Origin of the sequence: Frigoribacterium sp. VKM Ac-2859 (assembly GCF_013204925.1) — a bacterium.
Taxonomy (GTDB): Bacteria; Actinomycetota; Actinomycetes; order Actinomycetales; family Microbacteriaceae; genus Frigoribacterium.
Window position 1 is genome coordinate 90,902 of sequence record NZ_JABMLC010000002.1, and the last position, 13,036, is coordinate 103,937.

At 72.7% G+C, this 13,036-nt stretch carries 10 protein-coding genes; 5 read left to right on the forward strand and 5 right to left on the reverse strand.

Annotated elements, in window-relative coordinates; translation table 11 throughout:
* Positions 1-54: 54 nt before the first annotated feature.
* Complete coding sequence (locus HQQ78_RS08325) at positions 55-1,410, forward strand: hypothetical protein (protein WP_159826859.1); 1,356 nt, start codon at positions 55-57, stop codon at positions 1,408-1,410.
* Between the two features lie 93 nt (positions 1,411-1,503).
* Here the strand turns inward: HQQ78_RS08325 and HQQ78_RS08330 are convergent, their stop codons facing one another.
* Positions 1,504-3,261, reverse strand: a complete 1,758-nt coding sequence (locus HQQ78_RS08330; protein ID WP_173152411.1) for a pyruvate dehydrogenase — start codon at positions 3,259-3,261, stop codon at positions 1,504-1,506.
* Between the two features lie 83 nt (positions 3,262-3,344).
* Between HQQ78_RS08330 and HQQ78_RS08335 the strand changes: the two genes are divergently transcribed.
* Entirely contained in the window at positions 3,345-3,617 is a 273-nt protein-coding gene (locus HQQ78_RS08335) for a mycoredoxin (protein ID WP_056048200.1), read from the forward strand.
* Positions 3,618-3,624: 7 nt separating this feature from the next.
* A complete protein-coding gene (locus HQQ78_RS08340; RefSeq protein WP_371740484.1) occupies positions 3,625-4,662 on the forward strand; it encodes an NAD-dependent epimerase/dehydratase family protein in 1,038 nt (345 codons plus the stop codon).
* A 303-nt stretch (positions 4,663-4,965) separates the two neighbouring features.
* Here HQQ78_RS08340 and HQQ78_RS08345 read toward each other — a convergent pair whose 3' ends face one another.
* Complete coding sequence (locus tag HQQ78_RS08345; protein ID WP_056048202.1) at positions 4,966-5,361, reverse strand: VOC family protein; 396 nt, start codon at positions 5,359-5,361, stop codon at positions 4,966-4,968.
* 153 nt (positions 5,362-5,514) lie between these two features.
* Here HQQ78_RS08345 and HQQ78_RS08350 point away from each other — a divergent pair, with 153 nt between their 5' ends.
* Positions 5,515-6,468, forward strand: coding sequence for a hypothetical protein (locus HQQ78_RS08350; protein WP_173152413.1), 954 nt, complete (start codon positions 5,515-5,517; stop codon positions 6,466-6,468).
* 73 nt (positions 6,469-6,541) lie between these two features.
* Here HQQ78_RS08350 and HQQ78_RS08355 read toward each other — a convergent pair whose 3' ends face one another.
* The 3 genes from HQQ78_RS08355 to HQQ78_RS08365 form a co-directional block, all read right to left on the reverse strand.
* A complete protein-coding gene (locus HQQ78_RS08355) occupies positions 6,542-8,674 on the reverse strand; it encodes a DEAD/DEAH box helicase (RefSeq protein WP_056048208.1) in 2,133 nt (710 codons plus the stop codon).
* A 381-nt stretch (positions 8,675-9,055) separates the two neighbouring features.
* Entirely contained in the window at positions 9,056-10,528 is a 1,473-nt protein-coding gene (locus tag HQQ78_RS08360) for an FAD-dependent oxidoreductase (protein WP_173152415.1), read from the reverse strand.
* A gap of 109 nt (positions 10,529-10,637) precedes the next feature.
* On the reverse strand, positions 10,638-11,834 hold the full coding sequence (locus tag HQQ78_RS08365) for a phosphotransferase family protein (RefSeq protein WP_123571814.1): 1,197 nt from the start codon (positions 11,832-11,834) through the stop codon (positions 10,638-10,640).
* 119 nt (positions 11,835-11,953) lie between these two features.
* On the opposite strand from HQQ78_RS08365, the gene HQQ78_RS08370 reads away from it, so the two are divergent.
* A complete protein-coding gene (locus tag HQQ78_RS08370) occupies positions 11,954-13,030 on the forward strand; it encodes an FUSC family protein (protein ID WP_173152417.1) in 1,077 nt (358 codons plus the stop codon).
* The last annotated feature ends 6 nt before the right edge of the window (positions 13,031-13,036 follow it).

The following is a 13,036-nucleotide window of genomic DNA, read 5'->3' on the forward strand; positions in this document are numbered from 1 at the left end:
GCCTGGTGGCCGGCCCTCCGGACCCCGCGGGGCGGCCCGGCGTAGGGTCGTCGCATGAGCGATGTGGCACCGATTCTTGCCGGATGGATGGCGCGTCAGCGCTGGTACGCGACCAAGGGACGAACGCCCGCCCTGCGGGTGATCGGATCGTTCGAGGCCGAGGTGGACGACGCCCTCACCATGACGCTGCTGATCATCGACGAGGCGGCGGACGTCCCCGTCCTCTACCAGGTGCCCCTCGTCAGCCGCGCGACCCCCCTGCCCGGCGGCGACGCGGCCTTCATCGGCTCGGCCGACGGACGCTACCTCTACGACGGTCCCCACGACCCGGCCTACGCCCGGGAGTTGCTGCGCACCATGTCCGCCGAGGCGCACGTGGTGGGTGCCGACGTCACGGTCGACGGCACGCGAATCGTCGACCCCGGGCAGGTGCGTCGCTCGCGCGTGCTCTCGGGCGAACAGTCGAACACCTCGATCGTCTACGACGTCGAGGGCGGCCCCGTCGACCAGGTCATCGCGAAGGTCTTCCGGGTGCTGCACCACGGCGACAACCCGGACGTCACCACCCAGGCCGCCCTGACCCGTGGCGGGTCGACGCACGTCCCCTCGTCGTTCGGCTCGTTGCGCGCGACCTGGCCCGACGTCGGGCGCGAGGGCGGGACGGCCACCGGCCACCTCGCCTTCTCGCAGGAGTTCCTCCCCGGCCTCGAGGACGCCTGGCGCGTGGCCCTGACGGCGGCGGCCGACGGTACCGACTTCACCGCCGAGGCCCACGCGCTCGGCGTCGCCGTCGCCGAGGTGCACGCGACCCTCGCCGCCGACCTGGGCACGGTCCCCGCGGGCGACGACGAGATCGCCGGGGCCCTGACGAGCATGCGTCGACGCATCACGACCGCGTCGCGCGAGGTGCCGCAGATCGCCGAGCACGCCGCCGCGATCGGAGCCGTCTACGACGCGGCCGAGCACCTGCACTGGCCCGACCTGCAGCGCATCCACGGCGACCTCCACCTCGGTCAGGCCCTGCTCTCGCCCGAGCGCGGCTGGATGCTCATCGACTTCGAGGGCGAGCCCCTTCGGCCGATGCCCGAGCGCTCGCGCCCCGACCTGCCGATCCGCGACATCGCGGGCATGCTGCGGTCGTTCGACTACGTGGCCGGTTCGCTGGCGCAGGAGGCCGTCCCGGTGGACGCCGCGGCCTGGGCGCACGACGCCCGCCGCGCGTTCGTCGACGGGTACGTCGCCTCGTCCGGCGTCGACGTCCGGGCCGCCCGGGCCCTGCTCGACGCGTTCGAGATCGACAAGGCCGTGTACGAGGCGATCTACGAGAGCCGCAACCGGCCGGACTGGATCGACATCCCGCTCGCGGCCGTCGCCCGGCTCGCCGCACGCAGCGCTCCCGCCGCCGGCTGAGCCGGGCGGGCAGGGTCGCCAGGCGTCCTCCGCGTGACGGGCCGCGCCTCCTGAGCCCTCGACAGCGAGGGGGCAGGAGGCGCGGCGCCGACCTCAGGGACGCGGCACGTTGCGCAGGTTCGACCGCGCCATGGCCACGGCCTCGCCTGCGCCGCCGTTCATGACGATCTTCGACATGGCGAGCGAGAAGCCCTTCACCTGGGCGCCCGTGATCGTCGGGGGCAGCGAGAGCGCCTTCGGGTCGGTCGCGATGTCGACGAGCGCCGGACCGTCGTGTTCGAAGGCTGCCTCGTAGGCCGCCCGGAGGTCGCGGGGGTCGTCGACGTGGACGGCGTGGATGCCGATGGCGCGCGCCACCGCGGCGTAGTCCGTGTAGGGGACGTCGACGCCGAAGTCGGGGAACCCGTCGACGAGCATCTCGAGCTTGACGAGGCCGAGCGTCGAGTTGTTGAACACGACGATCTTCACCGGCAGTTGGTACATCTGCGCCGTGACGAGTTCGCCCATCAACATGGACAGCCCGCCGTCGCCCGAGATCGAGACGACCTGGCGATCGGGGTAGGCCATCTGCGCACCGAGGGCATGCGGCAGGGCGTTGGCCATCGAGCCGTGCAGGTACGAGCCGAAGATGCGCCGGCGCGGGGTCGGGGTGACGTAGCGCGCGGCCCAGACGTTGCCCATGCCCGTGTCGGCCGTGAAGATGGCGTTGTCGGCCGCGACCTCGTCGAGCAGCGAGGCCGCGTACTCGGGGTGGATCGGCCGCATCTTCTCGACGTTCTTCGTGTAGGCCCCGACCGCACCGGTCATCAACTTCTCGTGCTTCTTGAGGGTCTTCTCGAGGAACCTGCGGTTCTTCTTGCGCTTCACGAGCGGCATGAGCGCCCGGAGCGTCGGGGCGATCGCCCCGTGGACGGGCACCTGCACGTCGGCGCGACGACCGATCACGGCGGCGTCGACGTCGACCTGGGCGATGGTGACCGTCGAGGCGTCCGGCAGGAACTGCGGGTACGGGAAGTCGGTGCCGAGCAGCACGAGCAGGTCGGCGTCGTGGATGCCCGCGTGGGCGGCACCGTAGCCGAGCAGGCCGGTCATGCCGACGTCGAACGGGTTGTCGTACTGGATGACGTCCTTGCCCCGCAGGCTGTGCCCGATCGGGGCACCGACGAGGTCGGCCAGGGCGATGATCTCGTCGTGCGACCCACGACCGCCCTCGCCGACGAAGAACGCGACGGTGTCGGCCTGGTTCACGGCATCGGCCAGGGCCTGCACGTCGTGCCGGTCGGGTACGAGCTCGGGCGGGCGGACGCTGACGTAGGCGGGCACCTTGCCGCCCGCGTCGAGTTCGGCGATGTCGCCCGGCAGCGTGATCACGCTGACGCCCTCGCCCGCCAGGGTGTGCCGGATCGCGCTCGCGACGACCATCGGCGACTGCTCGGCCGTCGAGATCATCTCGCTGTAGCCCGAGCACTCGACGAAGAGGCGGTCGGGGTGGGTCTCCTGGAAGTAGTCCGAGCCGATCATCGTGCTCGGGATGTGGCTGGCGATGGCCAGGACCTTGGCACGGCTGCGGTTGGCGTCGTAGAGCCCGTTGATGAGGTGCAGGTTGCCCGGGCCGCACGACCCGGCGCAGACGGCGAGCTCGCCGCTCATCTGCGCGTCGCCCGAGGCCATGAACGCCGCGGCCTCCTCGTTGCGGACGTGGATCCAGTCGATCCCGCCCTTCACCGAGCCGCCCGTGCGACGCACGGCGTCGACGATCGGGTTCAGGCTGTCGCCGACGATGCCGTAGATCCGGCGGACGCCGGCGGTGACGAGCTGGGCGATGATCTGGTCGGCGACCGTGTCTGCCATGGTGTTCCCTTCGTGGTGCGTGCTGGTACGCCTCCCAGACAACTCCCCCGGCGCTCACCGCCGACCGGGCTTAACCTGGGGTCATGAGCGACATCGCGAGCACGTACGTCCCCGAGTCCGGCACCATCACCATGTTCAGCACCTCGTGGTGCGGCTACTGCGCCCGCCTCAAGCAGCAACTCGGCAAGCAGGGCATCGCCTTCACCGAGGTCAACATCGAAGAGGTCCCCGGCACGGCCGAGATCGTCGAGAAGGCCAACGGCGGCAACCAGACCGTGCCGACGATCGTCTACCCCGACGGCTCGACGGCCACGAACCCCTCGCTCGCCGACGTCCAGGCCAAGCTCGGTCTCTGACGCCGCCGTGGGCCCGACCGGCACGACCTCCTCGGCACGTCGCCCCCTGCGGCTGCTGATCCTCGGCGGCACCGCCTGGCTCGGTCGGACGATCGTCGAGGCCGCCCTCGCCGGCGGCCACGACGTCACGTGTCTCGCCCGCGGGTCGTCCGGCGACGTCCCCGAGGGCGCGGCGTTCGTCCGGGCCGACCGTCGCACGCCCGGGGCGTACGACGCCGTGCTCGAGGGCGGACGACGCTGGGACGCGGTCGTCGACCTGAGCCGCGACGCGTCGCACGTGCGTGACGCCGTCTCGGTGCTCGAACCCGCCAGCGCCTCCTTCGACTTCGTCTCGAGCGTCAGCGTCTACGCCGACACCGCGACCACCGGGGCGGACGAGACGGCGGCCCTCGTCGACGCCGACGAGTCGGACTACGGCGGGTCGAAGGTCGCGGGCGAGCGCGCCGTCGTCGAGGCGTTCGGCGCCGACCGGTCGCTGCTCGTCCGGGCGGGCCTCATCGGCGGACCGGGCGACCACACGGGCCGCACGGGCTGGTGGCCGCTGCGCTTCGCCCTGGCCGCTGCGTCCTCGGAGCCCGATCCCGTGCTCGTGCCCGACGTGCCCGGCCTCGACGTGCAGCCGGTCGACGTCCGGGACCTGGCGAGCTGGATCGTCGCGTCCGTCGAGCGAGGTCTCTCGGGGACGTTCGACGCGGTGGGTGATCGGCAGTCGCTGGCCGACCACCTCGCGGTGGCGCGTCGGGTCGCCGGGCACACGGGCGAGGTCGTCCGGGTCGACGAGGCCTGGCTCGACGCACACGGGGTCGGGCCGTGGGCGGGGCCCCGGTCGATGCCCCTCTGGGTGCCCGTCGCCACGCACGCGGGCTTCGGCGCCCGGTCAGGAGGCGCGGGCCGGGCCGCCGGGCTCGTGCCGCGCCCCGTGGACGCGACGCTGCGCGACGCCCTCGCGTGGGAACTCTCGCGTCCCGGCCCGGCGGGCCCCCACGGCGCGGGGCTCGAGCCCGACGACGAACGCGAGCTGCTCACCGCCGCTCGCGACCGCTGAGGCCGACCCGCGCTCCGCCGGTATCTGCATGCCGCGCCCCGCTCGTCGCACGCCACCCCGCCGCCAGCCGCCGCCCGCCGTCATGCAGCGCACCGCGTTCCGTGCAGCACGCCCCCTCTAGTCGCGGTGCGGTGCACGAATCGCGGTGCGATGCCGGCAGGCGGCCCGGTCCGGCGCGTCCTGGGTGAAAGGCCCCCGCGCCTCCGCACCCCGTTTCGTGCGCCACACACCGTCTAGTCGCGGTGCGGTGCACGAATCGCGGTGCGGTGAACGAATCGTGGTGCGATGTCGGCCGGCGGCCCGTCAGCTCTGTGCGGGCGGGGCGAAGAACTCGATCTGGTTGCCGTCGGGGTCCTTGATCATCAGGGCGTGGCCGAAGTCCGCGTCCTGCAGGTCGGACTCGATGCCGACCGACGTGGCGTGCTCCTGCCAGGCGACGACGCCGTCGCGGTCGGTCACGGCGAGGCCGATGTGGTCGAGCCCGGGAACGGTCGGGTCGAAGGCCGCGCTCGATCCCCCGGTGTAAGCCGTCACCCCGAGGATCTGCCCGTTGCCGACGGAGAAGATGCGGCGGTCGAGGCCGTCGAGTTCGATGCGGCCGACGGGGCCGGCGCCGAGCAGCTTCTCGTAGAAGGCGAGGCTCGTGTCGAGGTCGGAGACGGTGATGGCGACGTGGGCGTAGCCGGAGAGTTCGGGCATGGGGTGCTCCTTCGGTGGTCGGGTGTTCTCCGACCCACCGAACTCGCCTCGACTGAGAACGGCCTCTCGTCCCGCGCCCCGCCGTCCCCCGTTCCCTCCACAGGGTGGCGAGATCCGATCCCGGAGTCCGCTCGCGCCCGAGACGATCGACGCGTGACCACCCACGAACGAGACCTTCGTTCCCTCCTCATCCGCTCGCGGTTCGACGATCCGTCGGAACGCCGAGCCCACGCGCGTGGCGAACTCGTGCGTGTCGCGCCCGGACGCTACGTCGAGTCGGCGGCCTGGCGGGGCCTGCGCCGCGAGGAACGCCACGCCGTCCGAACGGCGGCCGCGGTCGGCCGGATGCGTGACGCGGTCGTCGTCTCCCACACCTCGGCGGCCGCGGTGTGGGGCATGCCGGTGCTCGGCCCGCCGCTCACCCGCGTCTCGACGACCGACCCGGCGCGCGCCCGGACCCACACGGGTGCGCACGTGACCAGACATGCGGCACCTCTGCTCTCGGACGAGATCACCCCTCATCGGGGTCTCCTCGTGACCACGCCGGCCCGGACGGCCGTGGACGTCGCTCTGAGCGGGACACGCAGCCAGGCCGTGGCCGTCCTCGACCACTGCCTGCGACGTCGGTTGTGCACGCTGGCCGAGTACCAGGCGTGCCTGCTGGGACGAGACCGTGTCCGGGGCTCGACCCGCGCCTCCTGGGTCGCCGAGTTCGCCAGCCCCCTGCCCGGTTCCGCCAGTGAATCGGTCTACCGGGTCGCCCTGGACGGTCTCGGATTCCCGGCACCCCGTCTCCAGGAACGGCACGTCGACGACGAAGGGCTCATCGGGTTCACCGATTTCGGGTGGGAGGCCTACGGCGTGTACGACGAGTTCGACGGCTTCGTGAAGTACCTCGACCGCGAGATGCGGCACGGGCTGACGGCGGAGGAGATCGTGATCCTCGAGAAGGTCCGTGAAGACCGGCTGAGGGGGCTGCCCTACGTGAATCGGGTGACACGAACCATCTGGCGCGATCTCGCGCGTCCGCAGCGGATCGTCACACGGCTCGAGCGAGCCGGCCTCCCGCGCGTCCACACCGCGAATCGTGCACGGCACCGTGACTAGTCGGGGTGCCGTGCACGAAACGCGGTGCGTCGAGGTGCGGCGGTGCGTCGAGGTGCGGCGGGGTGAGGGCGGGTCAGGCTTCGAGGGCCTCGGTGAGCAAGGCGACGAGGGCCGAGAGCTGCACGTCGACGGAGTCGACGACCTCGGAGTCGTCGCCGTCGAGTGCCCGGGCGGCGAGGCCGGCCTTGCTGTCGATCAGCTCGGCGATCTTCGTGTCGATCGTCTGCGCCGCGATGACGCGCCACGCCGTGACCGGCTCGGCCTGGCCGATGCGGTGCACGCGGTCGATGGCCTGCGTCTGCTCGGCGTCCGTCCACGACAACTCGGCCAGCACGACGTTCGAGGCGACCTGCAGGTTGAGCCCGACGCCGGCCGCGGTCAGCGAACAGACGACGACCTCGACCTCGGGGTCGTTCACGAAGGCGTCGATCTGGCGCTGTCGGACGGCCGGGGTCTGATCGCCGCGGATCGAGGAGTACTTGATGCCCCGCTTGGCGAAGGTGGCCTCGGCGACGTCCATGACGTCGATGTGCTTGGCGAAGAACACCACCTTGCCGACGTTGCGGGCGAGCTGGGCGGTGTAGTCGGCGGCCAGGCCGGCCTTGGCCTGACCGATGCGGCGCACCATGCTGAAGACGTTCTCACCCGTGCTCGACGCGCTGGCGTCCTCGAGCTCCCACTTGGCGACCTGGCGGACGAGGTCGTGGTCGATGCCCTCGACGCGGACGCCGGACGTGCGGGTGGTGAGCGCGGTGCGGTACTTCTGCACCATGCGGCGGGCCAGCTCGCGTTCGGCGTCGCGGATGGAACGGCCCACCTCGTCGTCGAGCTCGACCGGCAGGTCGGCGATGCGACGGGCGGGGATGTCGGAGGCGACGTCGACCTTCTTGCGACGGACGATGCCGAGGTCGATCACGATCTCGCGTGCCGACGAGAAGAACCCGGGATCGGCGGGGGTCAGGCCGACCTCTTCGAGGCGCTCCATCAACTCGGCGGCGGGCTTCTTGTCGCCGATCCAGCCGAGGAACTCCCAGATGGCGCGGAAGTCCTCGATGTCGTTGATCAACGGGGTGCCGGTCAGCGCCATGAGCAGCGGGTGCGCGGTGCGCGACCGGATGCGCTGGGCGAGCTGCAGCACGTGCCGCGACCGCTGCGATTCTTTGTTCTTGATGAAGTGGGCCTCGTCGACGATCATGCCCTTGAAGCCGAGCTCGCCGAGCCAGCCGACGTGACGGTCGAGCACCTCGTAGTTGACGATGACCACGTCGGCGAAGGCGTCAAGCTTCTCGCCGTCGCCGTGGATGACGGTCGCCGTGCGCGTCGGCGTCCACAGCTGGACCTCGCGGGCCCAGTTCGTCTTGACGACGTTCGGCACGACCACGAGCAGCGGGTACGCCGCGGCCGCCTGGGCGGCGAGCAAGGCTTGGGCGGTCTTGCCGAGGCCGGGCTCGTCGGCGAGCAGGTAGGTGCGGTGGCCCTGGCGGGCGGACTCGACGAGCTGCGCCTGGTGGTGCATCAGGGTGGCGCCCGCGGGGGCGTCGACCGTGGTGGGCTCGGGCAGCGGCATGCAGGCCGAGCCTCCCCCGGCGCCGTACTCGAAGGACTTGAACAGGGGGCCGAAGAGCTCCCAGTTCGCGAGCCGGCGCGGGTGCGCCTCGCGGGCGACCTCGGCGAGCGCGAAGTCGGGCGGCAGGAACGGGTTCGCCAGCTGCCGCGAGATGACCGACTGCGGGACGACCTGTCGCTCGGAGGTCGGCGCGACCGGCGCCGCCTCGGTGACGATGATCTGCTGCTCGGGCTCGAGCTCGAGCCCGGCCGACATCTGCATGTCGCGCTTGAGCGTCTTGGCGGCCTCGCTGACCGTGGCCGCGTCGCCCAGCAAGGTGATCAGCGACGTGTCGCGGGCGGCGGTCTTGGCCAGGATCTGGGCGACGCCGTCGAGGCGCTTCATCTGCTCGGCGCGCTCGGACTCGCTGATGGCCTTGTCGACCTTGACCCGGGCGCGTTCCTCGCGCATGAGCAGGGCGATGACCTGGAACTTGGTGCGGCTCGAGGGCTTCACCTGACCGCGTTGCGCGGCGGCCTCGACCTCGCGCACCGCACGGGCGAGGACGGGGATCAGCCCGTCGTTGTCGACCTCGCGGCGACGGTTCGGACGCTGGGCGGTGCGGGTACCACCCGATTGACGCTGGCCTGGTCGAGCCAAGGCTCCTCCTCGTGGTCGACGCGGGACGTCGACGGTGCTGTGCCGCCGTGTCGGCGGAGGGTGCTGCGCGGGAGGCCGAGAGGCTCGGCGACCCGGACGGACGACGACCGAGAGGGTCGCGCCGGATGCGTGCGGGGCGGGGTGCCGCGCGATGGACAGCTGTACCGGCTTCGCGACGGGCGGACCTTCGTGGCGGGCAGTCCGACGACGGCACGTGCCCCGAAGCCCCGTCACGCCGAGGTGTCGACTCGCACCGGAGGAGGCGCGGACCGGAGAACACCCGGGCGGTGAAGCTGGGGACAGTTTACGCGTACGGCGCGCCGGTACGCCACCAGCGCCTCCTCGTGTCTCGGGGCCCGGTCCCGACGGGCCGGCGGCGCGTCAGCCGCGACGACGCAGGCCGCGGGTCGCCGGCCCCTCGAGCACGCTGCCGTCGGCGGCGAACCGCGACCCGTGCAGCGGGCAGTCCCACGACCGTTCGGAGTCGTTCCAGGTGACGATCCCGACGAGGTGCGGGCAGATCGCCGACACGGTGCACACCTCGCCGTCGACGGTCGAGCGCGCGACGGGGGCGAAGCCGCCCGACCGGCCCACCTCGCCCTGGCCCTCGGCGGGTGCGACGGCGACCAGACGGCGGGTCATCGCCCCGGCCCAGCCCTTGGCCGCCCACCACGCGTCGGCCGCGTTGATGCCGATCCCCGACGCGATGGCGATCGGCGTCGTGACCCGCCCGTGCAGCGTGGTCATCCAGGGCTGCGGGTCGCCGAGCACGTCCGACACGAGGGTCATCGCGGCCTGGACCGCGTTCGTCAGCCCCCAGTGCTCGTACCCGGTCGCGAGGTAGATCCGACCCCGACCCCGCGGCAGCCAGCCGACGAACGGCACGTGGTGCGGCGTGCCGTAGTCCTGACCGCTCCACGAGTGGGTCGGCCGCGCACCCGGCCAGTGGCGCGTCGTCCACTCGGCGAGGTCGTCGACCATCGCGATCGTCGACGAGGCGCGACCCACCGGGTGCCGGTTGCCGCCGGTCACGAGGCGGTCGCCCACCGCGGAGAACGACCGGGTGGGACCGTCGACCGCGTGGTACATGCCGTCCGGCAGGTCGTCGACGCCCTCGAAGGCCAGGCCGTAGGAGCGCTCGCTGCGGAGCTTGGCGAAGTAGAGGCCGCGGTCGAGCACGGGGCTGCCCGTCGTGACGTGCACGCGGCGGCCGCGGACGTCGGGACCGTCGCTGTGGGTCACCGTCGGGTTCGTCGCGTCGACGCCGGTGACGCGCACCCCCTCGACGACGACGCCACCGAGCGCCCGGACGTCCGCCACGAGCGCGACGATCGCCTGCACGGGGTCGAACTGCGCCTGGTCGGGCAACCGGAGTCCGCCGGTCGTGCCGAACGGGAGGTCGAGGCCGAACTCCTTGACGACGGGGAGGCCGGCCTTCCTCGCGACGAGGTACTCGTCGTCGACCGTGGCGATCCCGGCCCGGGTCGTCGCGTAGCTGAAGGCGTCCCGGCGCTCGACCTCGACGCCGGCCTCGTCGAGGTAGTCGACCATCCAGTCGAAGCCCGCCCGGTTGGCCGCGACGTAGGCGTCGACGACGCTCTGGTAGGTGTTCGTGCGGATGCGCTGGAGCTGCCTGCCCTGCAGCAGCGACATCGACGCGGACCCGCTGCCGCTCGCGACGCTGCCGACCGTGCGCGCCTCCAGGACGGCGACCCGGTGACCGCGACGGGCGAACAGCAAGGCGGTGACGAGTCCGGTCAGGCCCCCGCCGACGATCACGTCGTCGTAGACGGTCTCGGGGTCGATCCTGTCGGTGGTGACGTCGGGAGCGGCGTCGAGCCAGGGTGACGGCATGGGGGCCTCCGGGTGCGCGGGTGGGTGCTGCGCGCCACGGTAGGCCCGTCGGCCCGTCCGTGGGTGCGCGGCGGACCCGTCCGTGGGTGGGCGGCGGAGGGACCGGCGGTCAGGCGGGGCGGGCGAGGGTGCCCGCGGCGGCACCGATCAGCTGGACGGCCTTGCGGCGGCCCGTGTCGGTGCCGAGCGTGGCCTGTCCGCCGGCGTGGGCGAGCAGCTGCGACGCGACGCCCGGCGCGAGCCGGTCGGCCAGGCCGGGCAGGCGTTCGACCCAGGCGCGCGTCACGTCGTCGGCGAGGCGTTCGCAGGCCCGGGCCTCGGCCTCGTCGCCGTTGCCCCGGTGCCACTGTCCCGTCACGACCAGATGGGCGACGAGGGCCGCCGCGTCGCGCGCCGGGTGCCCGAGCCCCGCGGTGTCGACGTCGAGCAGACCGGTGACCCGCCACGGCTCGGACGGGTGCACGAAGAGCTGCTCGAGGTGCAGGTCGCCGTGGATCACGGCGAGGGCGTCCGAGGCGGAGGAGGCGCGGCGCCGGTCGATCTCGTCGTAGAGGCCGTCGATCTCGGTCGCCCGGTCGGGCAGCGCGGCGCGCAGCGTCGAGCGGTGCCAGGCTCCGTGGTCGAGGGCGTCGGACTGCGCCCGCGCCACCACGTCGACGCGGGCGATGCGCGTGCCGAGGTCGACCATCTGCTCGACGAACCGCGGGTCGTCGACGAGCTCGACGACGCGCTGCCCGGCCGGCACCCCCGGGACGCGTTCGAGGACGAGCAGGCCGTCCGCCCGCGAGGCGAGCACGGCGGGCACCGGCAGCCCCTGCGCCCGGAACGCCTCGTGCAGGGCGACGATCGGTGCCACCCGGTCGGGGCGGACCACCTTGAGGAAGACGGTGGTCTCGGCGGCGTCGAGTCGGATGACGGCGCGCTTGCCGGGTCGGTACGCCGCGACGCTCAGCCGCGGTTCGGTGACGACGACGCCGAGCGCCGCGAGCGCGTCGGCCACCCGGTCGGGATACGTGGCCCCGGCGAGCGCCGGCAGCATCGGGTCGGCCGGGTAGGCCCAGACGGCGAGCGGCTGACCGGTGGTCGGGTCGCGGGTGAGCACCGAGGACTCGTCGGCGGCCCGGGTGTCGGTGTCGATGAAGGTCAGCACGGTCGAGGTCGCGCCGACCGGGTCGACCGTGTCGACCTCGTAGCCGTAGAGGAACCCGGCGCCCGAGGGCTCGACCGAGTGGGGTCGGAAGGCGACGACGGTCAGCCCCGAGTTCGCGAACGCGGCGGGGAGCACCTCGGCGGAGTTGGGCCACACGAGGAGGCAGTCAACCAGCAGCCGGACCGATCGGTGGGGAGGCGCGGGCGGGGTGACCGTTTCGTGACCTGTCGCGACGTCGCGACGCGGGCGGCGCCTCCCCGTCTACCCTGGAGGGCGTGAAGGTCGTCTCGCGCATCCGGCAGACGAAGCGCACGCCCCTGCTCCAGGTGGTGAAGACGAGCGTCGCGGTGATGGCGGCCTGGTTCGCCTCGGTGGCCCTGTTGCAGCAGCCCCTGCCGATCTTCGCCGCGATCGCGGCCCTGCTCGTGGTGCTGCCGAGCGTCAACCAGTCGTTCGTGCGCGGCCTCGAGCGCAGCGTCGGCGTCATCGCCGGCGTGCTCATCGCCTTCGCGGCCGGCCAGCTGTTCGGCGACGCGACCTGGATCGTGCTGGCGATCGTCGTGGTGAGCCTGCTCGTGGCCTGGGCCTTCCGGCTCACGCCGAGCTCGGCGAACCAGGTGCCGATCTCGGCGATGCTCGTGTTGGCGATCGGCGCCCAGACCCCCGACTACGCGCTCGACCGGGTGCTCGAGACGATCATCGGTGCGGCCATCGCGCTCGCGATCAACGCGTTGATCGTGCCTCCCGTCGCCCTCGCCCCCGCGCACCTCGCCGTCGGACGGCTCGCGCGCGACATCGCGTCCGTGCTCGACGAGACCGCCGCCGTGCTCGACGAACCGGTCGACGGGTCGCGGCTCGCCACGGGCCTGACCAGGGCCCGCGAGCTCAGGGTGGCCCAGGCCCGGGCGGTCGACGCGGTCACCGCGGGCGAGGAGAGCCTCCAGCTCAACCCCCGTGCGAGCCGCAACCGCAGCGTCCTCGAGGCCGACGCGGCGCTGCTGCGGCGCCTCACCGTGCTCGTCAACCGAGTGGTGGGCATGGTGCGGTCGGTCCACGACAACTACGACCCCGGGCTGTCCGACGACCCCGTGGTGCAGAGCATCGCCGAAGACCTCCGACGAGCCGCCCACGACGTGCGCCTGCTGGCGCGGACCACCGAGGAGGCGCTGCCGGCCGGGCGCGCCTCCCGCCTCCCCGACGCCAACGGCGGTCCCGCGACGGGCACCGGGCACGACGACGGCCCGGCGCTCACGTCGCCGGTGAGCGTGCTGCGCCCCGACCCGGACAACTGGGTGCTGGTCGGGTCGCTGCTCGAGGACCTGCGCCGCGTGCGCGAGGAGATCATCGGGTAGCATCCG

Bases quoted from the DNA above. Each gene is read 5' to 3' on its own strand.
- HQQ78_RS08335 (WP_056048200.1), top strand. From the start codon at position 3,345: ATGAGCGACATCGCGAGCACGTACGTCCCCGAGTCCGGCACCATCACC.
- HQQ78_RS08325 (WP_159826859.1), top strand. From the start codon at position 55: ATGAGCGATGTGGCACCGATTCTTGCCGGATGGATGGCGCGTCAGCGC.
- HQQ78_RS08345 (WP_056048202.1), bottom strand. From the start codon at position 5,361: ATGCCCGAACTCTCCGGCTACGCCCACGTCGCCATCACCGTCTCCGAC.
- HQQ78_RS08360 (WP_173152415.1), bottom strand. From the start codon at position 10,528: ATGCCGTCACCCTGGCTCGACGCCGCTCCCGACGTCACCACCGACAGG.
- HQQ78_RS08330 (WP_173152411.1), bottom strand. From the start codon at position 3,261: ATGGCAGACACGGTCGCCGACCAGATCATCGCCCAGCTCGTCACCGCC.